21 protein-coding genes are annotated in these 26,130 nt (G+C 39.0%); 7 read left to right on the top strand and 14 right to left on the bottom strand.

Annotation, left to right across the window (positions count from 1 at the left end):
* Positions 1–2: 2 nt before the first annotated feature.
* From AC1TPB_RS08370 to cyoD, 3 genes are read left to right on the top strand one after another with little or no spacing between them, the layout of a single operon-like run.
* Entirely contained in the window at positions 3–1,997 is a 1,995-nt protein-coding gene (locus AC1TPB_RS08370; RefSeq protein WP_482063675.1) for a cbb3-type cytochrome c oxidase subunit I, read from the top strand.
* Positions 1,997–2,596 carry a cytochrome (ubi)quinol oxidase subunit III gene (locus AC1TPB_RS08365; RefSeq protein ID WP_482063676.1) on the top strand — a complete coding sequence of 200 codons (600 nt, stop codon included), beginning with the start codon at positions 1,997–1,999 and terminating at the stop codon, positions 2,594–2,596. Before AC1TPB_RS08370 ends, AC1TPB_RS08365 begins: the two co-directional genes overlap by 1 nt.
* Position 2,597: 1 nt before the next feature.
* Positions 2,598–2,924, top strand: coding sequence for a cytochrome o ubiquinol oxidase subunit IV (gene cyoD / locus AC1TPB_RS08360; protein WP_482063677.1), 327 nt, complete (start codon positions 2,598–2,600; stop codon positions 2,922–2,924).
* A gap of 914 nt (positions 2,925–3,838) precedes the next feature.
* On the opposite strand, the gene AC1TPB_RS08355 is transcribed toward cyoD, so the two are convergent.
* Together AC1TPB_RS08355 and AC1TPB_RS08350 are read right to left on the bottom strand one after the other, a co-directional pair.
* Positions 3,839–4,642, bottom strand: a complete 804-nt coding sequence (locus tag AC1TPB_RS08355; RefSeq protein ID WP_482076056.1) for a CPBP family intramembrane glutamic endopeptidase — start codon at positions 4,640–4,642, stop codon at positions 3,839–3,841.
* A 259-nt stretch (positions 4,643–4,901) separates the two neighbouring features.
* Complete coding sequence (locus tag AC1TPB_RS08350; protein ID WP_482076055.1) at positions 4,902–6,176, bottom strand: TraB/GumN family protein; 1,275 nt, start codon at positions 6,174–6,176, stop codon at positions 4,902–4,904.
* Positions 6,177–7,879: 1,703 nt separating this feature from the next.
* On the opposite strand from AC1TPB_RS08350, the gene AC1TPB_RS08345 reads away from it, so the two are divergent.
* On the top strand, positions 7,880–8,308 hold the full coding sequence (locus tag AC1TPB_RS08345; protein WP_482076054.1) for a PH domain-containing protein: 429 nt from the start codon (positions 7,880–7,882) through the stop codon (positions 8,306–8,308).
* 57 nt (positions 8,309–8,365) lie between these two features.
* On the opposite strand, the gene AC1TPB_RS08340 is transcribed toward AC1TPB_RS08345, so the two are convergent.
* The 6 genes from AC1TPB_RS08340 to AC1TPB_RS08315 form a co-directional block, all read right to left on the bottom strand.
* On the bottom strand, positions 8,366–8,563 hold the full coding sequence (locus tag AC1TPB_RS08340) for a hypothetical protein (RefSeq protein WP_482076053.1): 198 nt from the start codon (positions 8,561–8,563) through the stop codon (positions 8,366–8,368).
* 302 nt (positions 8,564–8,865) lie between these two features.
* Positions 8,866–9,555 (bottom strand): hypothetical protein, encoded by a 690-nt coding sequence (locus tag AC1TPB_RS08335; protein WP_482076052.1) that lies wholly within the window; start codon positions 9,553–9,555, stop codon positions 8,866–8,868.
* Positions 9,555–10,724 (bottom strand): hypothetical protein, encoded by a 1,170-nt coding sequence (locus tag AC1TPB_RS08330; RefSeq protein ID WP_482076051.1) that lies wholly within the window; start codon positions 10,722–10,724, stop codon positions 9,555–9,557. Before AC1TPB_RS08330 ends, AC1TPB_RS08335 begins: the two co-directional genes overlap by 1 nt.
* A 365-nt stretch (positions 10,725–11,089) precedes the next feature.
* Positions 11,090–11,572: a hypothetical protein gene (locus AC1TPB_RS08325; RefSeq protein ID WP_482076050.1), complete on the bottom strand. Its 483-nt coding sequence runs from the start codon at positions 11,570–11,572 to the stop codon at positions 11,090–11,092.
* Positions 11,569–12,198: an RNA polymerase sigma factor gene (locus AC1TPB_RS08320; RefSeq protein WP_482076049.1), complete on the bottom strand. Its 630-nt coding sequence runs from the start codon at positions 12,196–12,198 to the stop codon at positions 11,569–11,571. The genes AC1TPB_RS08325 and AC1TPB_RS08320 overlap by 4 nt, the downstream gene beginning before the upstream one ends.
* 91 nt (positions 12,199–12,289) lie before the next feature.
* Positions 12,290–12,811 carry a YwhD family protein gene (locus AC1TPB_RS08315; protein WP_482076048.1) on the bottom strand — a complete coding sequence of 174 codons (522 nt, stop codon included), beginning with the start codon at positions 12,809–12,811 and terminating at the stop codon, positions 12,290–12,292.
* Positions 12,812–12,914: 103 nt separating this feature from the next.
* Here AC1TPB_RS08315 and AC1TPB_RS08310 point away from each other — a divergent pair, with 103 nt between their 5' ends.
* On the top strand, positions 12,915–14,942 hold the full coding sequence (locus tag AC1TPB_RS08310) for a M1 family metallopeptidase (protein ID WP_482076047.1): 2,028 nt from the start codon (positions 12,915–12,917) through the stop codon (positions 14,940–14,942).
* A gap of 15 nt (positions 14,943–14,957) precedes the next feature.
* A complete protein-coding gene (locus AC1TPB_RS08305; RefSeq protein ID WP_482076046.1) occupies positions 14,958–15,776 on the top strand; it encodes a hypothetical protein in 819 nt (272 codons plus the stop codon).
* A gap of 92 nt (positions 15,777–15,868) precedes the next feature.
* On the opposite strand, the gene AC1TPB_RS08300 is transcribed toward AC1TPB_RS08305, so the two are convergent.
* The 5 genes from AC1TPB_RS08300 to AC1TPB_RS08280 all read right to left on the bottom strand — a co-directional run bounded on the left by AC1TPB_RS08300 (position 15,869) and on the right by AC1TPB_RS08280 (position 21,568).
* Positions 15,869–17,326, bottom strand: coding sequence for a catalase (locus tag AC1TPB_RS08300; RefSeq protein WP_482076045.1), 1,458 nt, complete (start codon positions 17,324–17,326; stop codon positions 15,869–15,871).
* Between the two features lie 102 nt (positions 17,327–17,428).
* The gene (locus tag AC1TPB_RS08295; RefSeq protein WP_482076044.1) at positions 17,429–18,175 is read right to left on the bottom strand and encodes a winged helix-turn-helix domain-containing protein; all 747 of its coding nucleotides are present in this window, start codon (positions 18,173–18,175) and stop codon (positions 17,429–17,431) included.
* On the bottom strand, positions 18,157–18,549 hold the full coding sequence (locus AC1TPB_RS08290; protein ID WP_482076043.1) for a Fur family transcriptional regulator: 393 nt from the start codon (positions 18,547–18,549) through the stop codon (positions 18,157–18,159). The genes AC1TPB_RS08295 and AC1TPB_RS08290 overlap by 19 nt, the downstream gene beginning before the upstream one ends.
* A gap of 634 nt (positions 18,550–19,183) precedes the next feature.
* Positions 19,184–20,635, bottom strand: coding sequence for a cardiolipin synthase (cls, locus tag AC1TPB_RS08285; RefSeq protein ID WP_482076042.1), 1,452 nt, complete (start codon positions 20,633–20,635; stop codon positions 19,184–19,186).
* 30 nt (positions 20,636–20,665) lie between these two features.
* Positions 20,666–21,568 carry a M15 family metallopeptidase gene (locus AC1TPB_RS08280; protein WP_482076041.1) on the bottom strand — a complete coding sequence of 301 codons (903 nt, stop codon included), beginning with the start codon at positions 21,566–21,568 and terminating at the stop codon, positions 20,666–20,668.
* 462 nt (positions 21,569–22,030) lie between these two features.
* Between AC1TPB_RS08280 and AC1TPB_RS08275 the strand changes: the two genes are divergently transcribed.
* A complete protein-coding gene (locus AC1TPB_RS08275; protein ID WP_482076040.1) occupies positions 22,031–23,845 on the top strand; it encodes an LTA synthase family protein in 1,815 nt (604 codons plus the stop codon).
* Between the two features lie 978 nt (positions 23,846–24,823).
* On the opposite strand, the gene AC1TPB_RS08270 is transcribed toward AC1TPB_RS08275, so the two are convergent.
* Complete coding sequence (locus AC1TPB_RS08270) at positions 24,824–25,876, bottom strand: asparaginase (protein ID WP_482076039.1); 1,053 nt, start codon at positions 25,874–25,876, stop codon at positions 24,824–24,826.
* Between the last annotated feature and the right edge of the window lie 254 nt (positions 25,877–26,130).

The raw sequence follows: 26,130 nt of genomic DNA, 5'->3' as shown, positions 1-26,130 counted from the left end.
CCATGTTAGAAACAATTAAAGAGTTTGCTTCCGAGTTTTTCGTTACGGGTGACCCGTTGATTTTGGGTGCACAAGTTTCGATTGCTCTAGCAATGGTTGCCATTCTGTTTGTCCTAACCTATTTCAAAAAATGGCGCTGGCTCTGGACGGATTGGTTAACGACTGTCGATCATAAAAAAATCGGTATTATGTATATCATCTGTGCCATTTTAATGCTATTCCGCGGCGGTGTTGATGCATTATTAATGCGTGTTCAACTAGCTGCACCTCAAGTAGAGTTTTTGAATGCGGAGCATTATAACGCCATATTTACAACACATGGTGTTATTATGATCCTCTTTATGGCGATGCCATTAATGTTCGGTTTATTCAATATTATCGTTCCACTGCAATTGGGAGCACGAGACGTTGCCTTCCCATTCTTGAACTCATTCAGCTTCTGGATGTTCTTTGCAGGTGCAATGCTATTCAACGTTTCATTCGTAATCGGTGGTTCTCCAGATGCTGGTTGGTTAGCATATCCACCATTGTCTGAATTAAGTGGTAGTCCCGGTGTAGGTCAGGACTTCTATATATGGGGTATTCAAATTTCCGGTATTGGTTCATTAGCAACAGGTATTAACTTCGTTGCTACCATTCTGAAAATGCGTGCGCCAGGTATGAAGCTTATGAAAATGCCAATGTTCACTTGGTCTGTTTTCGCTTCTTCTGTAACGATTATGTTCGCATTCCCTATTCTAACTGTTACATTATTCCTATTATTCCTTGACCGTTATCTAGGTGCTCATTTCTTCACCGTAGATGGTGGCGGTAACCCGATGATGTATTTGAACTTAATCTGGATGTGGGGTCATCCTGAAGTATATATCGTTGTACTTCCAGCATTCGGTATTTTCTCCGAGATTGCTGCAGCATTCTCCAAAAAGAAAATATTTGGCTACAAATCAATGGTATTTGCGTTAATGTCCATTAGCTTCTTCTCCTTCTTCACATGGGCCCATCACTTCTTTACAATGGGTTCTGGAGCGAATGTTAATGCTTTCTTCGCAGTTACGACAATGATTATAGCCATACCAACCGGAGTTAAAGTGTTCAACTGGATCTTTACGATGTATCGAGGCAAGTTGTCATTCCCAACTCCGATGATGTGGATGTTAGCGTTCATCCCATGTTTCGTTACTGGTGGGATGACAGGAGTAATGCTATCTGTTGCACCTGCTGACTTCCAGTTCCATAACAGTTACTTCTTAATAGCCCATTTCCACCATGTATTAATTGGTGGTGTAGTATTCGGATACTTTGCAGGTCTATACTATTGGTGGCCGAAAATGTTTGGTTTCAAATTACATGAAGGTCTTGGTAAATGGGCGTTCTGGTTCTGGAACATCGGTTTCTACGTATGTTTCATGCCGCAATATGCACTTGGATTGATGGGTATGACTCGTCGCTTTAATGAATACAACTTTGACATGGGCTGGCAACCGCTTAACGTTGTCTCCACAGTTGGTGCTTTCTTGATGGGTATCGCATTCATATTCCAAGTATGGCAAATCGCTCATAGTATTAGATTCTTGAAAAAAGAGACAAATGGCGACAATTGGGGTCAAGGTCGTACACTTGAATGGTCTATTCCATCACCCGCGCCGTTCTATAACTTTGCACGTATACCACATGTTGTTGAGCAAGATGACTGGTGGGAGAAAAAAGAACGTAAAGCTAGAGGGGAAGCTGACCCAGCTGAAGTAATTGCAGCTGATACAGTTCCGCTTGAACCAATCCATATGCCGAAAAACTCTGGTATTCCGATTATAATGGCTGGCTTCTGGTTCACGGCTGGTTTCGGTTTTGTGTTTGACTGGAAATGGATGATTATTTTAGGATTAGTCGGCGTTGTTGCTACAATGATAGCTCGTTCCTTCAACTACAATGATGATTACTATGTTTCTGTTGAAGAAGTTGAACGTATCGAAGCCGCTGCATTAAAGGGGGCTAAATAATGTCACAAGCACATGCTCACAAACATGATCAAAGCCATCAAGATCCTGAACAATTGAAGCAATTTGGCTTCTGGCTGTTCATGGTTACCGATGTTATTCTATTCGCTACTCTATTCGCTACCTTCGTTGTCCTACGGGGCAACGTTGCTGGTGGTCCTGTAGGATCAGATCTGATTGAGATCAATGGGATTATCGTCTCAACATTTATTTTGTTAATAAGTAGCTTTACAAGTGGTCTAGCATTACTTTCTATGAATAAAGGCAATAAGCAGGGGCTTATCTTCTGGTTAGCTGTATCTGCTTTACTTGGTCTATCCTTTGTTTATCTTGAAGTTACAGAGTTTATTCACCTAATCAATGAAGGTGTTAACATTGGAACAAGTGCATATTGGTCGTCCTTCTTCACCTTAGTTGGTGCGCATGGCCTTCACGTATCGCTTGGTATTGTTTGGATTACTTTAGTTATTATGCAAATAGCAAAACGTGGTATTACTCCTGCTACAAAACGCCGTGTAAATATTATTAGCTTATACTGGCATTTCTTGGACGCTATTTGGATCTTCGTATTCTCGATCGTCTACTTGATGGAGGTGATGTAGCATGGCATCTCATCAACAACATGAACACCAGGAACAAACACATGGTTCAATGAAATCTTATATTATCGGTTTCTTGCTTTCCGTTGTGTTAACAATTATTCCTTTGGTTGCTGTATTGAATGATATGTTTAATAAGAAGACGACGATTGTTATCGTCCTTATTACAGCTGTACTACAATTTCTTGTTCAATTACTTTTCTTCATGCATATTCGTGAAGAAGAAAAACCAAGATACAATCTTATTTCACTTGTCTTTGCCATCGTGATGCTACTGACGATCGTTATTGGTTCCATGTGGATTATGACTTATAATGCCGTAGCAGTATAAGCTGTTACCTTGCAGAAACGCCGCTATCAACCACTGTAACTTAAGTGGATGATAGCGGCGTTTTGTCTATCCATATAAACACTCCTAAAAATACGTTTCAAAACCAAAACCAGCGCTTGACGAAATATGAATGGACGTACTGGATATGCCGCAATAGCTCCATTCAGCACAAACGAGCGGACACATAGAACACTAATTAGCGTAAAACCAACACTTTATGATGTAAGAGGACTCACAGGACCCTATTGATAGTATTACCGGCAAAGTTCACTAGTGAACGAGCGAATAAGGTCCTGTGAGTCCGCGAAAACTCGAAACGAGCGGAAAAAGCTGAAATACGGTCCTGTGAGTCCGCTAGTATTGCTATTGGCATTGGGATGTTAATGAAGGGGCTAATGTGGCGGGGCGATGGGCGATGGGCAATGTGCTGTATTTACGCAACATCCGCCGTCACTCTTTTTCTAAAAAAAACAATTAACATGGTATCTATAATTAGAAGCGCAATAATATACCATGCTATGTAGTCGTGCAGATCTTCGACTAACGATGAGAAAATAAATATAATCATAGCTATAAACTTCAAAAAATTAATCGAGTAATGAAAATCGGCAATGATCCGGTTGTAACGTGGCTTTTCTATCCTCTTAATAAGCAGTTTACCATTATTACAAACAGAATAAACAAAGAAGTTTATATTACAAAGTCATACAAAGAGCAGCCATTCTGACAAGATGCCATCATATAGAATACTCCACAAGTTCACAATTCCCATCGCAATAACAGCTGTCAGCCACAAGTATTTACTTTGGACGAACCTCACTTATTGTTCCCCCCTTACATGCTTATTTCAACTAATGTTTAAAACAATTCTATGATCTTCAGTTCCCCCCTGTGTCAGAATTGTCGTCGTACCCTCACGGTTTTATAGGTACGTGTAGCGCCTTCTTTTTTTTGCTAATCATTCTTGTACCAATCCCTATTAAAAACGATAAAACAGCAAAAATCACTAATAATAAAAATAGAAATACCGATTCTTTTTCTTGAATAATTCTTAATATTACGATAGTCGTTAGATTAAAAGACATATGCATTAGTATGGATGCCCATAGGCTATTTAAACTTACAACTAACCATGCAAACAACAACCCTAATATAAATGTATATATTATCTGTAGAAGATTTACATGAATAACAGCAAAAATAGAGGCTTGTATAATAATCGTTGTCGTCATTGAATAATGGGTTTTAAAAGTCTGATACAGTAAACCTCGAAATATAATTTCCTCTACGAACGGTGCTAGAAACCCTGTAACTAATATAACAACAAATATTGAATCTGCTTGCACCTCATTAGAAATTTTTGCATCGTGATTTGTAGATAACTGTTGAAAAATGTCCAATTGGGTTAAGTATCCGGTACATATACTTAAAATGATGCCAAGGCCTATTGCTAACAAGATATCTGTAAAACTAATTCCCCTTACTCCGCAGTACTTCCATAAGGATACTTGTTTATCCTTATGAATAATAAACATATAAATTAACAGGCATAAAACCATACTTACTATGGTTAGTTCATTTATATTCAATTCAATATCTGATGAAAATTTACCTTGGGTGAAAAAAGTGATTACTAACAAAAAAATTGTCGATACTACAAAAGATAAAATAATTACAGAAAGGTATCCTATACTTTCTAACCATATTTTCCTTTTCATACATTTTCTCCATTCGATTTTGAGTCACATCAGCCACTCAGAAGCTAGTAGAATCTAAGTCCAATAAGAGGAATTAATAAACCGCACCAAACCTGGAAAAATCAAGGTTTGGTGCAGAGGAGATTGTTAGGGCTATATTGGCTATGATAAATTCATTTATGTTGTTTGAGCTAAACAGAGTATATAAACAAGCCTAGTCTAAATTTCGACTAGGCTTGCTGTTTACGATATTTCGCTACAATATTAGTTCTCGACTCTATTAAATCCTAGTAACCGTATAGCCTTTTTTCTTAAGCTGGGTTATCAGACCATCTTCGCCAAGCATATGAAGATAACCAGTTATAACAAAATATGATTCTTTCTGCTCATTGCCCAAGTAGCCTTCAATTTTCTCTAGCATGCCTGCATGACGGTTTTTAAGCAGCTTTTCATATGCTTCTGGACTTTCTTGCACCATCGTAACTAGTTCTTCCAGTCCAGCGTCATCTCCTTTAATCCATAAACCAGCCAAAGCTTCTATTGACGGCTCTGTTGCAGTAGCTGCATCGCCTGTACCAAAGATTCCATCCAGCACTTCATTGACTTGCTGTTCCTGAAGCTCCTTGGAATAACTATCGAAAATATTCAGCTGAGACGAATAAGTTTCCAGTTCTAGAATCGGCTTGTTGGCCAATTGCGCTCTACTTAAATAGTACATATCAATGCCCAGTCCACCTTGATAACCGGAGGATGCCGTTACAAAGTTAGCCATATCCAAATAAACTGCCCATGGTTTATATGTATCATACGCATTAGTAGGCAGCTCTAGTGCTTCCAGGAACGATTGCACTCGTGCGTACGTCTCTGCCGACACATGATCCTTTAGCGTTGTTCCGTCTGAATATACTTGCAATGCCTGAATTTCTTTAGCCGTTTGCTCATCAGGTCCTGCCGCAATATTAACTTCAACGACTAGATGATCAGAACTGTCAAATGCCTCTTCAATTTCATCGCGAAGTGGGTACATTTTCGCGTCTCCCATATGGATCGAGCCTAGAAGATGTACTTCCACACCGTCTTTTTCCACTTTCCAGATGTATCCTGTACTAGCTTCTTTCGTTAATAGTACGGAACGTGCAGCGCCCTGCCATTCCACGTCGAAGCCAATCGCTTCACTTATAAATCTTAGCGGCACATAGGTGGTATTGTTATAAACTTTAGGAGCTGCCGTCAGCTCTGTTTCAATCCCATTAATATATGCGGTAGCATTTCCAATTTTAAACGCAACGGACAAACCATATTTTTCTGCTGTTACAACTTCATTTCCCTCATCCCAAGCGACAACATAACCAAGAGCTTCAAAAATCTCACGTGCCGGAACAAGCGTCGTGCCCTGCTCAAGAAGCGGTTCATTGTCACCAAATTGAACAACTTCTCCATTCAGCGAAACCGTTATTGCCTTATCGGCAGTAGTGCCAACTTCCTGTGCCTGAACCGCCGTTGCCAGTGTAAATACCATAATTAGTGCAGCTAATAGTGAGGTAATTTTCTTCATTTTGTTGCTCCTTTTCTTTCATTACTTTTTAATAGATTTCCTTTGGTATTATACCAATAATATGAAAATTTATCAAATATAAGAAACTTCAAATTATTGCAAGACTCCTAATACAGCATTTCTCTTTTTTTTCATACGATAGATTATACTTATTGAGTTTATGATCATAAAAAGCAATATACTTAAAAGAGGTATCTGTCCTTTGACACTTTGTGACTTAACTATATTGTAGGTAGCAAACGTAACCAACAAGACTATGCCAATTGAGTAAATAATTAGAATTATTTACTCTGATTTCCTTACGCTCCGCATTTTACACCTCCAAAATAATTTATAAGCCTTTGGCCAAATCCTGTTTCTATTTCCCCATTTACTTTCTCACATCATCCATGTTTGGTGAGTCCTAAATAAATTAGTACTTCTCACCACTCTTATTTTATAGTATACTGATCGTTGCATTATTTTTCCATAAATTTTATTTTGAGGTTTATCATACAAAATATAGACCCTAAATGTTATTTCCGCAATAATACTCTCTATTTAGCCCCATAGAAGACTTGGACAGTACACCCCTTAGGCAAGGCATCGTTAAACCAATAGAAATAAAGGTATGAATCCCAAAATCACTGCGATGTTCAGAGATATCGAGCACTTCTATGCATTCTATTTAATAAGAGGTGCAGTGTCCACTGTAAGGGGGTAACCGATGTAATGGTATTTTTTTAGAAAGGACATAGGGTACTCAATTATTATTTCTTTCGTTTACAAATGATGATATGTATCTTCAAAAAGTATTGAGCAAGCTATATTAAGATTTAAGAGTTTGCATCTAACGATCTAATAATTAGCAAAGATTCGTTTACGCTGGCAGGTCATATTAGAAACCGCCTGCGGAGTATAGTGATTATTGTATCTTATGGAGTGTCTTAGTGATATTTCATAATTAATATTATTAAAAGCTAAAGAGGACGAATCCACTCAATTCTTTTATCGAATGTAGGATGATTTTGAAATTTGGCCTATAATCCTTTGGTGAAATTGTTAAATAAATAAGCTCACTTATTCGAGTTAAGGCTTGAATGAATACTACCTTATTAGCTTCTAGCTCATCATATGATAAATTTTCAATTAAATAATCAGAAATAAACACTTTTTTAGTACCAAACATACCTGTTACCATTGCATTGGAAATTTTATAATTGCCAGCATGCTAGCTGTAAAACCTCATTTTTTTGATTCCATTCTCAGTAAGTTTCTTAAAATTTGCTAATAAACTAATATCAACACCTCTAACTACTTTGTTCCTTTTGGTAAACATATATTTAAGATTAATCTTTATCGGAAATTTCTAATCGATATCCAGAGATTACTTCAATTCTCGAAATTTTTTGATAGGTGGATGTATTTGGTGATCCAGCTTTAACTACAGCACTACTTGACTGTTTCACCCATCATTTGCGTATCCTAATTAACGGCGAATCCCTTTGAAAAACGAAAGAACATTGTGGAAAAGAGGCACATGATCAGCAAGCATAAGGATGAGGTCCTACAATTATAAGATGGTATGGTTGAAATAGAAGCAGCCATGGAGCGACTACGTAAAAAGATGCTCTCGAACAAGAAAATCTCGATCTCTATCGGCAGCCAACTCAGGGTGGTATTATCTGTAATATTAAGAAAATTAAAGAAAGGTGTGTCTCAAAATGAAATACGTTATAAGTAAAGATTCATTTTACTCTGTGACATTTTGGCTGATAATTTTCCTTTTACTTGGTACATTTACCTATGCACTGCTATTCGATGATTCATTAGATTCTAAAATTATTGGTTGTTTATTAACTTCTATTATTATTATTGTGTCATCAATCTTTTGGTTTAACACATACTATGTCATCACAAACAATAATTTAATTATTAAATATGGATTTATCACCAAAAAAATTCCAATTAACTCTATTCAATTAATAAGCAGATCACATACTTTATTAGCTGGACCAGCTTTTTCAATTGAAAAAATAATAGTTTCCTATAATAACGGACTAGATCAAATATTTATATCTCCAAAAGAAGAAACAGCTTTTATTAATCATCTTATTAAATTAAGCAACAATGTAATTCAAATAAAAGTATGAAATAGAAGATCAAGGATTTTCACCTTGATCTTCTTTTCTGTTACGGACCACTATTCTTTAATTTAGTGTATTGATCATTTTCCCAACAAAGATTTCTTTTTCTAATTGTGAAATTCCGCTAGCTTTACCCTTAGAATTGGCTACAGCTACTTCAGTCCAATATGCAACTGCTGCATATACTTGTACATCAATGGCGGCAGTGTGTACTGCTCCAACATATGAAATGACAATTGCGGCTGTCAGAACTAAAAACACTGCTATGTAGGAGGAGCTGACGTGGCGTCTGAAAAGTATTATAGTTTTGTTCATATTACATCTGATAAATGTAGTTTATTCGTTTATTAAAGATCATGAAGTGGCTTACTTTTCACTTATTATAATCGTTCTATTTCTAATTATTTTTCTCGTTACATACTTTCGTAAAAACTAGTGCTAAGATCAACCGTATATTAGAATATATTGGCTATACCGCTTTTGTTTTTTATATTATTAGTTTGGTTATTATTGTGAATACAAAAAAGCAGAGGCGTCCTTAGCGGAAGCCTCTGCTTTTACTATTACGATTCTACGACACTACCTGCCGGAACAGATAATATCAGATTAGAATATACTCGATCCGTAACTAGACCACTTACTTCATGCTCAATATTGTTGACGAAGATGTATAACACATCACCTACTTGCTTCGTTTGCAACAGTTGCTGCTCTCGCAATGCAATAGCGTCCTTTGCTTCATACGTTACAGAACCAGTTAATAACACCTCTGTTAATCCTTCATGCTCAGTTATGGTTAACGGAACGGTACTTTTCACTATAATTTTAGCTGGCTCAGCTTGAGCTATAGCCACTTGCTCATCTACGAATAATGAGCGTTCCTTCATATTAAATGCTTGATTCAACTCATCCGTAATCCCTGTATAGAACAACGCAGACATAATCAATGCCCCTACACTAATAATTGAAACAAACCATAGACTTAACCAATCATATTTCAGCTGGTACTTCTGCTTATGGTTCACTCTCATCGTCAGTAATAGCTCAGCTCCAAGCATTATAAATACAACTGGTGCTAGCCATAGCAATAACTCATACGCCGATATCTCCTGCCATAAAGACATTGCAAAAGCTATCCCCATACCGATTAATGTTACTCCCATTGAAAATGAACCAATTCTCCATACTGGCTTCTGCTGAACTTCCTGATGGTAAACTTCAGCTTGTGGCTCTCTAATCGTTGCAGCCTGCATTACTCTTCGCCTCCTACATTACGGCGGTTACGTTTACTTGACGTGCCGAATAGTAACTTCATACCTAGAACGACCATTACAAATGAAATAATAACGGTAGGTAGCATATACTTCAATTCATAATACTCCCTTGCCCAGTCTGGGAACTTTATATCAATCAATCTCGATGCAATTTTATCAAATAAATAGTAGATCCCCACAACGAGTAAGCCAATTCCAATCCAACGTTGATAAGGAATAAACATCGCTACAAACGGCTCATCCTTTAATTCATCCTTTTCCCATTTACGCAGCTGAGACAAAATATCAAAGAATGCATAGCACCATAGTAATGGTAATAAGAACAAGAATATAGTCAATCGTAATTGATCCATAATAAATATACTCGCTAGGAAGCTCCCCATAAGCTGCAAGCCCCGCTGTTGAAGCCCAAGGTACAAATGTCCTGCACCAGGGAAAATCGATAAGCCAATAGCCGTTACGCGGTTTTTACGTCCATCTGCCATATAATCCTCCATATTGGAAAATAGCGACTGATCGTTAATTTGCTCACCTTTTTGACGAGTAGCTAACAATGCTAAAGCATCAAACATACCATAGATCCAAATAATCGGTAGCGCTAACCAAAGCACTAAGATTGATGGTGTACCAAGTACGATACCAATAAATAATGTTATACCGAATACACCAACAAATAAAATCATCAATGTAATGCCTCGCGTAAGTAAACCCATATACATATGACCTAGACCTGGGATAATAGACATCATCATCACCTTAGTCTTTTCACCTTGTTCCTTCACTTCTAGTGGATCGTATACATGACGTAGTTGACCATATTCATCTCGCTCCATCGTTGCAGATGCTGGATGGAAAGCTCGATGCTTCCCGCTCGCAATGGTAATCAGCATATCTAGCATATTGATTAATGCAAAAACACCTGCAAAAACCACCGCTACTGCAACCATTTCTCCATCTACATAACCATCAAATATCATTACCATAAACAGCAAAGCTAATGGTCCAAAGAATCCTCCAGCATATAAGATAAACCGGAAAACTCTACCGATATATAAATGTCCGAACCCTGGTAGTAGTGATAGTAAAAAGGCTACAAGTGGGCTTTTATTTTCTGCTCTCATCTTTTTCAACTCCTTAAAATTTTTCATCTCTTACTCAACGACTTCCTGCAAATGAAAAATTGCTTCAGAAGCATTGGCTTTTGTATGGCTTTCAGATAAGCTTCATATTCGATGCCGAATACGCTACGTCAGCCTCACTTCGTTATCAAAGTCTGCTATTTGAACTACCTCTTCCAATGGGGTTCAAAAAGCGGGCTTTCAGAACCAAGAAGATGGAGCGTTACTTGAGAAAGGTGGAAGCGCAAGTGTACGTAATTGGTACACGCGATCCTACAATGTTTCTGCAAGAAACATACATCGGAAGCTTATGCTATACTTTCCAAGTTCGCTTCATATTCGATGTCGAATACGCTACGTCAGCCTCACTTCGTTATCAAAGTCCGCTGTTTGAACTACCTCTCAAAGCGGCTATCTTGTACTGCCTCTATCCAGCGCGACGCTTTATCAAGCCATTTCTCTGATTGCGGTTCGGCTGAGGATTCCGGAACTGATGGCTGATCGATGTTCTGATTCTGCGATTGCACCGTCCGATCTAGCTTAACAAGTGTATGAGACACTGTACTCATTAATCCTGATGTAACAAGCAGCAGCGTTATTGATGCTGCAATACCATACTGTACAACAGGTCGCTGAATCCAGCGCGGCTTTGTTGCTAAGGCTTGCTGACGAATCGTATCAGCTACTTGATTACTTAATAATTCTGAATCGAGATTTGGCCCAGATGGAAGCTGATCTAATAATGATACAAATTGTTCCATACATTGTTCGCATAATTGAATTTCCAACTCAACTCTTTCTCGCTGCTGGTCAGTACCCTCATTGCGTATGTACGCACAAAGTTCTTGTTTGCTAATATGCATAAGTTGATCTTTCATTCAAAATCCTCCTTTCGCCAATGTCGCTTCATCCATAATCTAGCTCGATAAAGTCGTGATTCCACTGATTTCTTCTCAAGTCCAGTTTCCTTAGAAATCTGCTCATAACTTTTTTCTTCCATATAGAAGGCATGAATGATTTCTTGATACTGCTCTGGCAATTCATTAATTTCTTGATGGATCATCGCTTTTCGTTCCTGGGCAAGTAATGATTCCTCTATCGATGGTTCATAATCCTTATTCTGCCATGATTCATATTGTTGATCGGTATCTTCTACAATATCTTCTCGTTGCCTACCAATCTTTCTCCTTGCATCAATCGCTCGATTCACTGTAATGCGGGTTATCCAAGTTTTCAAACCTTGATTGCGATACTCAGGGAGAGCTCGATAGATTTGAACGAATACTTCTTGCGTTACATCCTCAGCGTCCTGATGATGGTGTAGTACAGCGAAAGCTGTCCGATACACATGCTCATGGTAGACCTGTACAAACTCTTTATATCTACTTGTACCGCCTGCCCGAATACTGTTCAACCATTCCTGCTCATTAATCTGCTCCCCCTCCTCTCCATACAATAGACGAACACAATCACTCGAAACCCTGCACATTTTCAAAAAAAACAAAAAAAATCTCCTAGCATCGAGTTTAACCTAAAGTTAAACCATCATACTAGGAGTTTTTCAGATCATATTCAGAGAGATCACAAGCGATCGCTTACTGAAGAAGCTGCTTAAGCTCTTCTGGCGAATGCTCCCACCACTCCACATTATGCTCCATTAGCAATTTACGAAGTGCTGCTTTTTCAACTGGGCCAATATTGTCGAGCATATAGCGGCTCTTCATTGCAGCATCAAGACGATTAACGTGGTCAGCAAGAATTTTCCAGCCTCGTCGTGCTTCTGTATCGACTAGCATTTCACAAGACGTCGCACCAGCATAATAAGCCCCTGCTTCATCTCGAGCTACTGCAACCCAGACGATCCAGCATGGTCGTCCATTTGGAGTATCCTCTTTATTAGGCGTGAATTTGATTCCGCGCTCAATTTTACTTTTGGCATGCATCGCACCTACATCGATAAAAGCTACTCCTTGGTCGATCATTACACAAGCAACATCACTTAAATCGATGGAACCTGCGCCAAAACCTTTATGTTTTTTATTACTCACAACGTTCAGAGTCAATTGTTTCTTTTCTTTTTTCTCTGGTTGTGTGGATGGATTCAATTCATCTGTCACTTTTATCACACCTTCCGATACATTAATTCTATTTTAGCTAATATTATTGGAAAAGCCAACATATACATGCTGTAGATGCTTGTCAACGGGAGGGAATCGATAGATGTCTGCAAAATCGTGGAAATTAATTATTGTAGGTTTACTCATTATTGTATTCTTAATTGCTACTTTGCCTTATCAATTTCAGCATGCATGGCAATCAGGATATACGTATGCACTTGTACCAAACCAGCCTATTCAGTCTACAATGCTTCAAACATCTCTTAATGAGGCCAAGCCCTCACTGGACACTCTTAATTATGAAAGCAACCAGCCAAGTATGCCGGCAGTGAAGCTAAGTGAGCGCGTCGTCGAATATAACATTCAAGTTAGTCTCCGTGAAGAAGAACATATATTAGATGGTGAGGAGTTAATTACTTGGACCAATCCAGGCAAAGAAAACGTCACTGAAATGTATGTTCATCTGTATGCTAATGCATTCAAATCAGCAGATAGTACATTTATGAAAGAGTCGGGTGGACAACTTAGAGGAGATAAAGCTTCCAACAAGAGCGAAGGCTCAATACGCTTGCTTGATCTTGAAACACTCGAAGGTGAAAATATGCTGCCCCGAGTGAAGTACATTTCCCCGGATGATCAGAACAACGATGATTATACGGTTGCGACATTCCGCCTAATCGAGCCAGTAGCACCAGGAGAGTCTGTTACGCTCCGTGCCAAATTTGAAGTTACACTACCTCAAGTGTTTGCACGAATGGGTTATTTCGAAGATTTTGTAATGGCTGGTCAATGGTTTCCCAAAATTGCTGCTTACGAAACGGTAGGTACGCGAAATGTAACCAAAGAAGGCTGGAATATTCATCAGTATCATGGAAATTCCGAATTTTACAGTGACTTCGCCGTTTACAGCGTTAAAGTGTATGCACCTGAAAACTATGTCGTTGCAGGTACAGGTGTGCAAACAAAAGCCGCCAATATTGGACAAGGTCGAAAAATGGTACAATTTTATGCTGAAGATGTTCATGATTTTGCATTTGCATTATCGCCTAATTTCATTACGCATGAGTCCTCATTCTCTCATGAAGGCGTACCTGGTGTGAAGATTAAGCTCTATCTAGACCCTGCTCATGAACAATTGGCTGAACGTTATATCCATGCAGCGAAGTCCGCGCTAGCTTATCTGGGTAAACATTACGGCGCCTACCCTTATAGCACACTATCAATCGTTGTACCGCCGGCAGGTGCGAGTGGTGCAGGAGGCATGGAATATCCGACATTCGTTACGGCGTTGGCAGCTGATTCAGCAAACCCTAAGTATGAGCTTGAACGAGCAGTCATTCACGAAATTAGTCATCAATATTGGTATGGCATGGTTGCTAACAATGAATTTGAAGAAGCTTGGTTAGATGAAGCATTCACCTCCTATTCTGAAGAAAAAATTATTGAGGACGCATATGGTGTTACAAGTAATCATCGTCTCGAAGCAAGCTTTATGACGGACCCCGCACCTCTCCAATTCGATGCGTGGCTCTATAATAATCACAACCATTACGCCGAAAATGTATACTTACGCGGCAAGCTTGTCTTACTTGATATTGAAGATGTTGTTGGGCGAGATACGATGAGCAAAATTATGCGCTCCTATTTCCAGACCTATAAGTTCAAGCATCCAACGACCCAGCATTTCCAACGTATTGTCGAGAACGTTACGAAGCAGTCATGGCAAGCTTATTTTGATAAGTTTGTATATGGCAACGAGAATGCCGATCTTGCTATCCAAAATATTGAAAACCGAAAATTCCAAGAACAAGATAAAACAATCTATGAGTATACGATACTATTGGATCAAAATAGTGGGATCGCGCGCAGCATCCCCATCGATCTTGTATTCGAGGATGGTTCGACCGTTAGAAAGCAATGGGATCTAAGTGATGAAGCAAAGCTACATTTTGTGGAACGTTCTGAGGTGCCGATTAGCTGGATCAAAATCGATCCCGAACAAAACAATAAGCTTGATTACCATCTGAATAATAACTTTATGCGGGTGGAATTGCCGAATAACGAGTTGAAACGAGTCAATATTGTTACGGTATCGATAATCGATTATGTACTACGATTATTTAGCTGGTAGAGGAGGATATTTGCTATGAGATATTTTTTACGACAAGGCTGGCATATCGCCAAAGGACATACGAAAATCGTAATCATTTTGTTCATCTATCAAGCGATCTGGGGCTTTCTACTTTACAAAATGATCGATAATATTATCTCCCCCCTACTTAAGCGATATCCTGAGCTTACGGGGAGTGCAGATACTGTCGCTTTATTCTGGATTGAACATCAATTTCAAATAATGAAAACAGATATATGGATGCCTTATCTCTATACATTTCTTATTCTACTGCTTATTCGGATGATCATTACGCCATTGCTACAAGCTGGACTATTCTACTCGATCCATCAGCATTCAGAAGCTGGCAAGGGGACATACTTCCGCAGGGGAATTGCAGCGAAGTGGAAAAAGGTAACGCTATTGTACTGGAGCAAAAACATTCTTATATTTATACCGCTGATCTGGATTGTGAAGCCCGTCATCCACTCGATTACTGCAAATCAATCGATTACTGCGATATTCAAAATATTCGATTGGACATTATTCACTTATATTGTGTGGGCCCTTATCGTTCAACTACTATTCTATGTGCTACAGCTTGGCGCTGCTTGGGAGATGAGTACAGCTGCTATACTACGTCAAACACTAGTCCATCTCTTGCCCTTCATCGTAGTATCCCTTATCATTGCATTCATCTATTCCTTATTCAGCGTAAGTATTCACGCATTATCTATGATATGGGTTAGTTTTCTTAGCTTCTTACTTTATCAAATCTTGCCACTCATTCGTATGTTATTCAAAGTTTGGATGATCTCGTCTCAGTATGAAAGTATCCGTGAAAATAAAAGCTGAATTGAACTAAGAGCGTAGAAACCTATATAGGTCTCTACGCTCTTAGTATTGCTTGATGCTAGTAACTTACTATATGTGATGATTATAAACGATTAAGAATGCTGCGGGATAAAACTTGAAATATCTACATTCAAGCCTTCAGCTAATTTCTGCCCAAGTGTTGCATCACCGCGATAGAAGTTACATACCGCGCGCAGTTGAATGTCTTTATTCACTTGAGATAGATCATTGATTAAGTTAGCAAGTAAGTTCGCTTGCTCCTCGGTCGTCCAAGAACGATACGTTTCACCAGCCTGCGTAAAGTTATCTTGCTTATCAATTTTCTGACGACCAGCGTAACCATGAATTGGTGAATACGACTCTTGGAACTGTTCCGGAGCTTCTTTTGGCTCATCAGGACTACTATTAGGCTCATAGTTATACGATGAAGGATTTGCCGTCATCGTCATTGCACCATCACGTTGCTGATTGCGAACGGCAGCATAAGGACAGTTTACTGGAATATGAGTGTAATTCGCACCAAGACGGTAACGCTGCGCATCCGGATAAGAGAATAAACGTCCTTGCAATAATTTATCCTCCGATGGCTCAATACCAGGAACTAGAACACTTGGAGAAAATGCAACCTGTTCTACCTCGGCAAAGTAGTTAATCGGATTACGGTTCAGTGTCATCGTACCAATCGTTTGGAATGGATACATATCTTCAGGCCATATTTTCGTTGCGTCTAGTGGGTCGAAGCTATAACGATCAATATGCTCATAAGGCATTAATTGCACTTGTAATTCCCAGCCTGGGAAGTTGCCATTATCAATATTATCGAACAGATCACGAGTGGCATGGTTGAAATCTTTACCTTGTTGTTCTGCCGATTCAGCAGCTGTAAAGTTACGAGCCCCTTGCTTAGATAACCATTTGTATTTGATATAAGTGATTTTACCTTCCGCATTGATCCACTTGAACGCGTGAACACTAAAGCCATCCATTTCACGATAGCTAGCTGGCGTGCCATGATCTGACAGTAACCAAGTCATCATATGCGTAGATTCAGGAGATAGCGTCATGAAATCCCAATAGCGTGATGGATGTTGAATATTAGTAATTGGATCTGGCTTAAGTGAATGCACCATATCCGGGAATTTAATCGCATCACGAATAAAGAATACTGGAATATGATTACCTACAAGATCGTAGTTGCCTTCTTCTGTATAGAACTTCGTTGAGAAGCCACGAGGATCACGCGCAGTTTCGGGAGAGCCTTGACCGTGAATGACCGTTGAGAAGCGAACAAACACCGGTGTCTCTTGACCTTCCGTTTGTAGAAACTGTGCTTTTGTAAATTCGCTCATGTTTTTTGCTGTGATGAATACGCCATGCGCACCTGCACCACGGGCATGTACAACACGCTCCGGAATACGCTCACGATCAAAGTGAGCTAGCTTTTCAATAAGATTATAGTCTTCCATTAAAACTGGTCCACGTTGTCCAGCTGTACGTGAGGTTTGGTTGTCTGTAACTGGTGCACCTTGATTCGTCGTTAATATATTCATTCGTTCATACACCTCTTGTTTATTATTTAGACTTGATCTAAGTCCTGATATCTATATAATACAGAAGTGTTGAACTTATGTCATGAATTTTTGATGAAGAAATTATACATCAGCTAGACGATAGCCAACGCCCCGAACGGTTGCGATATACTTTGGATCTACAGCACTATCCTCAAGTTTCTTTCGCAAGCTTTTGATATGAACATCGACAACATTACTGCCCGCATAGAACTGTAGACCCCAGATAACATCAAGTAATAGTTCTCTTGTCTGAACAGCTCCATCTGAAGCCAAAAAATGTAACAATAGATCATACTCCGTTTTGGTCAACTCTACGCGTTCATTGTCCTTCGTTACGATCATTTTCCGCGTATTCACTTTCAAATTTTTAAATAGCACGTAATCATTGAACTTCGCGAATTGTGATTTACTCTCAAGCAAACGCTGAATCCGCTCTAACGCTTGCTCTACTGATGAAGGCCAGATCATAATTTCTGCACCAGCTAATTCTAATTGCTCTTTGCGCTCATAGGTTTGCTCATCCATCAGGATAACTAATGAAATATGATAACTAGAGACATTACCGAGTAAAGTATGGCCTTTCTCTAGTACATCTGTATATGAAGCTGTAGCCACCGTTGGCAACGCATCATAGATAACCAATTCCGGCTTCAGAGACGATAGTACCTCTTCATTGAATTCATGCAATGAAAATACATCAAAGCATGCCATCGATAGTGAAACAAATAATTGTTTGACTCGTTCTGGTAACGGGCTAATAATCATAACTCGTTTCGTTAGCGTACATAATAGCTGATCCTCGGTTGACTCTATTGTTTGGTCGTGCATTGATCGCACATCCCTTCCATAACGATATGAGGTTGATCGATACTATACTTTGTCTGCTCAGCTATTCGGGCTAACCATTCTTGTGGAATGTCTACTAGAACTTCCTCAACTTTACCGCATACTGTACAAACGATATGTTGATGCTCCTCCGTCCTTGCATCATATCGACTAACCGCTTCACCCAGCTTCAATTCCCTTATCAGCTCCACATCTGCTAGATAGCGTAAAGAGTTATAAACCGTACCGTATGCAAAGCTAAATCCCTTCTCACGCAATCGCTGTATAATATCTGCTGCTGTTGGATGATCTTCAGCCTCTGTTACTACTTCCAAAATTGCTCTACGTTGTACTGTTAAGTTAATTTTCTGTACCATGACCTAACCGCCTTTGTCTAATATTAGATTTAGTATAAATCTAATATTAGACATCGTCAATGTTCCCCCTTCCCCACCATAGCTATACTCTAACTAGCTCGGTATGCTTATTCATAGCACAAAAAAGCAAGCTACAACTTCACCATGAAGTCACAGATTGCTTTTATAAATGTGTAATCACAAACGCTGAAACGAAACCCAGCAACGTGTACGTTATTGGTACACAAGCATTCAAATGCTCGAAGCTTCAAATACAGGTTCAAAACATTCCCTTGTCAGCATCAAGAAGATGCCATGAAACTAGGGAAGTAAAGTGCAAGATGTACGTTTCACGTACATGAGCATAAACAATAAAACGAAACCTAGCAACGTGTACGGTACGAGTACACAAGCGATCAAATGCTCGAAGCTTCAATTGAAGGTTCAAAACATTCGCTTGTCAGCATCAAGAATAGGGCCCACAGCGGAAACGAGTAGCACAGCGTACGTATTGTGTACGTGAGCACCTACAATGTTTCTGCAAGAAACATACATCGGAAGCTTATGCTAGGCTTTCGATGGGGGACATATTCGCAGCCGAATAAGCTGCGTCAGCATAATCATCGTGATCACAAGTGGATGTTTTGAACTACCTCTAAAGGATAGGACTTAGTAATCGTGATATCGATTCCTTAATCCGACTAAACCATGAACGCTTTGAATATTCCTCTTCGGTTAGCAAATGACAATTTGCTATATCCTCAATAAATATCTCTTCTAGTGTTGTCGATACTTCTTGGTTATAGATGAAAGCATTCATCTCGAAGTTAAGCTTGAAACTCCGTATATCCAAATTCGCTGTACCTACTGATGCCACTTTACCATCGACAACAAGCGTCTTCGCATGGAGAAACCCTGCATCATACATATAAACTTTAATGCCACATGATAATAGTTCATCCAAGTATGATTGGGTAGCCCAATAGACAAAGAAATGATCCGCCTTATTCGGCAACATAATTCTCACATCCATACCCGAAAGTGCTGCAGTTCGCAATGCATTCAATAGGCTACTATCTGGCACAAAGTAAGGTGTTTGTAAAAATACTGATTTCCTAGCAGCATAGATCATTTTAATGTAGGAGTTTTTGATCTCTTGATATTCTGAATCAGGACCACTAGCAACAATTTGCATGCCGATCGGATTGCTATCCTCTTGGATCATCGATGGGAAATATGTCTCATTAAAACTAATCTTTAACGAGGATGCTATATTCCAATCAATCATAAATTGAGCCTGCATCTGTAGAACTGCTGCCCCCCGAATACGTAAATGGGTGTCTCGCCACTTGCCGAAGTGCTTATTCAGACCCAAATACTCGTCTCCGATATTAAAACCACCGATATAGCCAATCTGTCCGTCGACGACAACTAATTTACGATGATTACGGAAATTGATCTTAAAGTTAATGTACGGTATACGAGATGGGAAAAACGCCTCTTCCTTCCCTCCTGCCGCACGGAACTCTTTGAAAAACTTGCGGGGAAGATTAGGACTACCAATATGATCATACAGGAAGCGAATCTGTACTCCTTCCGCTGCCTTAGCTGTTAAAGCTTTCATAAGACGACGTCCAAGTTCATCATCGCGTACAATGTAATAGACAAGATGAATATGATGCTTCGCTGCTTTAATATCCGCGATAAGCGCATCGAACTTCTCATTACCATCCGTATAAATATCTACCGTATTCTGCGTAGTAAATAACGAAAGTCCTGTTGCGAGGTTCATCGAAATAAGATCAGAATATTCGTCAACCTCAGGACCAGCAAACTCAAGATCTCCGCTTTGCAGCTGACGACGCTGTTCAACGACTAAATCATTAATCATACTTGGATTAATGCCGAGTAGCTTCGCTAATTTACGTTTTTTGAACTTTTGACCTAATACAAGATACATCACGAATCCAAGAACTGGAATGAAAAACAGAACCATCATCCATGCCCATGTTGAGCTTACATTTCTACGTTCCAGAAAAATTATTGCAATGGCAAGAAATATATTAAGAATAGTAATAATAAAGTAGATGTTTTGAACAATATCCATTGCCTGTCATCCCCTTTGCGGTTGCTCTAATTATTTCTTTGTTGGAACAACCTTATAATACTCTTCAAGCGTAAGTCCTTCAGATTCTATTTCCTTAGCTATTTCTACACCGACAAAGCGTAGATGCCATGGCTCGTATTTATAGCCGGTAATATCTTCTTTACCTTCTGGATAGCGGATGATAAAGCCATACTCAGCTGCGTTGTTAGCAAGCCATATCGCTTCAACCGTCCCTGCAAAGCAGTCTTCAGCTGCGCATTTGCCAGTACTACCTGATATATCAATGGCAAGACCTGTCTCATGCTCACTTGTTCCCGGTTCTGCACTATACGTTTTAGCTTTCTCATAACCGTCACGTTCTACATATCGATTGAATAATGCCTTTTGTGTTTCATGCGAACGATAAGCAGACACTCCCGCCAAATAGATACCGTCCACTTCAGCCGCTGCAAACATCTCTTCAAGGGCAGTAGCTGCAGCTTGGCGCATCTTCCGCTTATCGATCTTTTCATTAAATGTGAAGCGCACATCGGGATATACTAGGTCTTTCGGCGAATAATCTTCGGGTAGTTTATAGTTGGGATTGACCATTACCGCTACACTTTCAGAATCTGTATTTACCCCTGCCGTTGGATGTTCTGTTTCTGTTGGTTCCGATGTGGGTACTGGTGTTTCTGTCGGTTTCGATGTTGACGATGGTGTCGGTTCTTCTTGCTCACTACCATTACCAATTATATTTCCATTATTACTTGAAACATTATCATCGTCTTGTTCGTTATTAGTAGAGGGGTCATCATTAGATAGATTATCCTCCTGATTAATTCCATTATTCGGACCATTTGTTGGTGTCCCTTTATCGGACACGAAATATACTACAATTGCAATCATTGCAGCACATGAAATTAGAAATAAAAATAATTTGAAAAATTTCAAAATAATGCCTCCTCGAGTAGTTGCATGATTTCTCGCGATTAACGATGATATCATACCATTCATTATAGTTATTTCGCCTATTACGACGTATTTATTGCTAATTTGGCGAATTGACAGTTTTTCGTTTTTTGACAATGATACGTCCTACAAGCATAATAAGTAAGTATTATACCATTAATGAAGTTCAAATGAATATATCTTATATGAAAGATTGTAACATACTTTGTATCAACTCAAGCTTTAGCTCAAGTCAATCAGGTTACAGCTGTAAGTAATAGTGTATTCTCAATAACAGATTATTATTTCATACTCATCTTTATCGATAAGGTCATCTTCATCAGTTCTAACTCACCATTAACTTCACATAAATGTATAGATGTAATATGAAAGGTAGGATGAATTGTGTTAAACGATAATAAATTCCTTTTTGGTACACGCCCTATATTTTTCTTTTCTTTCCTTATGCTACTAAAAAGCGCAATAGCTTGGATGGTTGTTTTTGAAGGTGGGATGTCTTGGACACTTGTACTTAGAGAATTACCATTCGTACTCATTGTTTTTAGTCTAATCGAATGCCTCGCTAAGAAACGAAAGTTGCTATATTACTGGATAGCAGACTTACTAATGACTTCAATATTATTCGCGGTCATTATGTATTATAAGTACTACGGCGTCATTGTCACTTACTTTGCACTAGCACAAGTAAACCAAGTTACTGCTGTTAAAAACAGTGTCTTTTCATTGATGGACCCTTATTTCTTATTCATCTACATTGATGTTGTTATTTTGGCTTATTTCCTGTTCAAGAAGAAAAGTGTCCCTACTTGGAAGGATATGATTAATAGACCAAGCAGCAGAAAGATTGCTTTACCGCTGCTGATCGTTTCACTAGTTATTTGCCTATTCAACGTTGTTCCTAACCGTGCAAGTATGAATGAGCTTGTAAAGGCTGAACAAATGGGCATATTAAATTATGAAGCCTATATGATTCTTTCCAAGAAAACGACAGATTATGTTGAACCCGAGCATATCACGCAAGAGGCGATTAATAAGATCAAAAACATTACACCTGTATCTGAGCCATTACAATATGGTACTGCCGCAGGTAAAAACGTCATTATTATACAAATGGAATCATTCCAAAACTTCTTAGTTAATTTGAATGTTGAAGGTCAAGAGATTACGCCTAATTTCAATAAATTAGTGAAGGAAAACTATTACTTTGATAAGTTCTATCAGCAGGTTGGTCAAGGAAATACATCGGATGCAGAATATGTAGTGAACTCCTCACTTTATATACCAGCTCGTGGTGCTGCGACTCAGATGTATGCTGATCGTGAATTGCCGAGCTTACCAAAATTGTTAGAGCAGCATAATTATGATACAGCTACTTTCCATACGAATGTCGTAGAGTTTTGGAATCGTGGCGAGTTATATGACTCACTAGGCTTTAATCATTATTATGATTATAAATATTTTGGTGATGAGGATACGATATTCTTTGGCGCTTCTGATAGCGTACTATATCGTAAAACATTAGATAAGCTTATCGAGATGGATGCTGCTGAAAACCCATTTTATGCGCAAATCATTTCGATGACAGCACATCATCCTTATACTTTACCTGAAGATAAACAATTAATTACTTTGCCAGAGCGTTATACTAAAACTTTAGTTGGTGATTATATTGTTGCTCAAAACTACGCCGATCATGCACTTGGATTATTCATTCAAGACTTGAAAGATAAAGGAATTTGGGATGATAGCTTAATTGTTATGTATGGTGACCATCTTGGCTTACCTATCTATTCTCTTAATAGTCATGAGCTTGGGCTAATGAATGAAATTTACGGTCGTGATTATGCTTACACCGATATGATTAATGTTCCATTAGTTATCATTAATGAAGGTGTATCTACTGGAGAATCATTATCACAGATGGGCGGTCAAGTAGACGTTATGCCGACGATTGCCAATTTACTTGGTATTAGTATGGATTCTCAAATTCATTTCGGCCAAGATATCTTCAATCAATCTGAAAATATCCTTCCACAACGTTATTATCTACCTACCGGTTCCTTCCTAACAAGCGAAGAACTTTTCTTATCTGGTAGCGGCTACGATGATGGGCGCCATTATTCCTTATCTGGTCATAATGTAGATAATGGTCAAGCAACAGAAGCAGACTTCCAAAGTGCACTTGAACTATTGCAGCTTTCCGATAGCTTTGTGAATAGCTTACCGTTGAAAAAGTCTGCAGTAGCAGATGACAAATAACTTCATTCTATCAAATTTCTAATCAAAGTAAGAGTCTAGTAGCTCGTCAACATACTCAAAGTGATGACAAGAGACAACGTTCGATAATATAAAAGGCATATGACGCAAAGGTTCAAACTTTGCATCATATGCCTTTTTTTCTCGTACTATTGATTATCGTAATATTCTTGCTTTGGTATTGCTACGCCGCAAGTTGAGAATGAAGCGCAAAAATAATCTTCATTGTGTGCGGATGGTAATCAAGTGGGGAATGAAGCACAAACGAGCGGACACACAGGACGCTAATTAGCTAAAAACCAACACTTTAGGATGTAAGAGGACTCACAGGACCCTATTGGTTGTTTAATACTGAACATTCACTAGCAAACGAGTGATTAAGGTCCTGTGAGTCCGCATAAACTCGAAATGAGCGGAGAACGCAGAAATAAGGTCCTGTGAGTCCACTAGTATTACTAATGGGTTTGGGATGTACTGAGCTCAGCAATGAACGCCGCAGTAGCCCCATCCAGCGCACATTAAGGCTACTTTTGGCTTTGTTATATACACGAGTACCAAGGGGCCAGAGAAAGCTATCTGAAAAATGATCAATCATGCCCATAACGTACCTGGTGTCCGCTTACGCATACAAATTTAAACAGTCAAGCACTTATTATGAGGTTGAGCCGCGGGAATAGTACGATAATTTCCACACGATAACCACCTACAACCATGCTACTACGTGGATTAAAGGAACTTAGTTACTTTATTCTAATCAACCACCGCCCACCTCCACACTAGCGGAGAGATCGAATTGCTAGTGGTATGCGTTCGTTTTTGTCCTCGGATTTATACCGCTATTACCTTTAAATAAATCCGAGGACAACGGCGATTGGAACAATAATTTGTTTTCGGAGCGGCCTTCGATTGGAACAGTGTTTTCTTCTTGTCGTGGTCTTCGATTAGAGCAGCAATTGGTTCTCGGAGCGAGCCCCAACTTATTTATTCATGTCGCTCGTAACACAATTGCTCCTGCAACATAAATGATTGAACATCTTGTTCTGAATGGAACAAGGAATAGGCAATCATTAGCTTCGTTAGTGTTGCCTCCGTACTCATTCCTTCAATAATGACAGCTCCCGCTTCAACAAGCTTCGCTGTAGATGCATATTGTGCCTCAGCAGACGACTTTACAGGGCAAAGATAGATCGTAATGTTCTCTTGCTTACAACGCTTAATGAATTGCGGCAACGAATATGGTCCATCTATTAATGCACATGCAGTACCTGAATGATATAGATCATGAAGTATAGCAGTCGGACGGCGCTCAGCTCTCCACGAATACATGTCATAGTTTAGACTAGGATATGGCTTTATATATACAATATCTGTGTCTAGCTTATCTAATTGCTGCAACGCACCCGTGTACTTATGCGTTGCTGGTCTAACATTAGCTACTGTAAGTCTGCTAGAAACTGCAGCTCGTTGTACAACTCCATCTACTAATTGACCTAGCACCAGATCGTATGGACTGCGAAATTGATCGGTAAACGTTTCACATTGCATAATTCTAGAGCCTAGATAAAGTATACTTTCACCACGGTCGTTTTCATATACGACAAACACCCCTGCCGTTGATCCCTCTTCAATCCACCGCACAGCATTGTAGAAATTACGCAGCCCATTGGCACGCTCATCCTGCAGATGATAATTACTCGCAATCATAATCAGTGGAACAGGTATATCGCTAAGCAAGTAGCTTAACATCGTAGCAGAATACGCTAGTGTATCCGAGCCATGTGTTAATATTATGGCATCTATAGATGAATAATCGATTGCACGTAGCTCGCTAGCCAGCTCAAGCCATTGCTCTGCCACTAGATTTTCACTTAAAATATTCAATGGCTGCATCGTATAAAATTCAGTTGATGTTGTATATTGTTGTTGAAATAGATCAATAATCATATAGGAACCCGCACTGTTTACATCAACGCTGTTACCTTGCTTCATACTTCCAATCGTTCCACCTGTAAATACAACCATAATTTTCTTCATTATATATCCCTCTTTACTATGAACAAATAATTACTACCATATATTATTACTATCTACAACACAACGAATAATATGCCAACATAATGGTAGCATATCTAACCCATATTACAAAGGTTATCCACTCGAAAGCAGAGCAAGTCAAAAAGACTTCATCTCCAGTCGTTAGAGCAATCCAACAAAAGTAGATGAAGCCTTATAAAGATCGTTCCTACTCCTTGTCATAACAATCGAAGCAAATCAATGATTTGTCCTCT

The sequence above is a fragment of the Paenibacillus sp. Y951 genome, assembly GCF_056786395.1.
Note: the sequence above shows the minus strand (reverse complement) of the source record. Positions and strands in the feature narration are given on the sequence as shown.

Excerpts from the sequence above, each read along its gene's own strand:
- AC1TPB_RS08370 (WP_482063675.1), top strand. The coding sequence starts at position 3 with ATGTTAGAAACAATTAAAGAGTTTGCTTCCGAGTTTTTCGTTACGGGT.
- AC1TPB_RS08365 (WP_482063676.1), top strand. The coding sequence starts at position 1,997 with ATGTCACAAGCACATGCTCACAAACATGATCAAAGCCATCAAGATCCT.
- cyoD (WP_482063677.1), top strand. The coding sequence starts at position 2,598 with ATGGCATCTCATCAACAACATGAACACCAGGAACAAACACATGGTTCA.
- AC1TPB_RS08355 (WP_482076056.1), bottom strand. The coding sequence starts at position 4,642 with ATGAAAAGGAAAATATGGTTAGAAAGTATAGGATACCTTTCTGTAATT.
- AC1TPB_RS08350 (WP_482076055.1), bottom strand. The coding sequence starts at position 6,176 with ATGAAGAAAATTACCTCACTATTAGCTGCACTAATTATGGTATTTACA.
- AC1TPB_RS08345 (WP_482076054.1), top strand. The coding sequence starts at position 7,880 with ATGAAATACGTTATAAGTAAAGATTCATTTTACTCTGTGACATTTTGG.
- AC1TPB_RS08335 (WP_482076052.1), bottom strand. The coding sequence starts at position 9,555 with ATGCAGGCTGCAACGATTAGAGAGCCACAAGCTGAAGTTTACCATCAG.
- AC1TPB_RS08330 (WP_482076051.1), bottom strand. The coding sequence starts at position 10,724 with ATGAAAAATTTTAAGGAGTTGAAAAAGATGAGAGCAGAAAATAAAAGC.
- AC1TPB_RS08325 (WP_482076050.1), bottom strand. The coding sequence starts at position 11,572 with ATGAAAGATCAACTTATGCATATTAGCAAACAAGAACTTTGTGCGTAC.
- AC1TPB_RS08310 (WP_482076047.1), top strand. The coding sequence starts at position 12,915 with ATGTCTGCAAAATCGTGGAAATTAATTATTGTAGGTTTACTCATTATT.
- AC1TPB_RS08305 (WP_482076046.1), top strand. The coding sequence starts at position 14,958 with ATGAGATATTTTTTACGACAAGGCTGGCATATCGCCAAAGGACATACG.
- AC1TPB_RS08300 (WP_482076045.1), bottom strand. The coding sequence starts at position 17,326 with ATGAATATATTAACGACGAATCAAGGTGCACCAGTTACAGACAACCAA.
- AC1TPB_RS08295 (WP_482076044.1), bottom strand. The coding sequence starts at position 18,175 with ATGCACGACCAAACAATAGAGTCAACCGAGGATCAGCTATTATGTACG.
- AC1TPB_RS08290 (WP_482076043.1), bottom strand. The coding sequence starts at position 18,549 with ATGGTACAGAAAATTAACTTAACAGTACAACGTAGAGCAATTTTGGAA.
- cls (WP_482076042.1), bottom strand. The coding sequence starts at position 20,635 with ATGGATATTGTTCAAAACATCTACTTTATTATTACTATTCTTAATATA.
- AC1TPB_RS08275 (WP_482076040.1), top strand. The coding sequence starts at position 22,031 with ATGCTACTAAAAAGCGCAATAGCTTGGATGGTTGTTTTTGAAGGTGGG.
- AC1TPB_RS08270 (WP_482076039.1), bottom strand. The coding sequence starts at position 25,876 with ATGAAGAAAATTATGGTTGTATTTACAGGTGGAACGATTGGAAGTATG.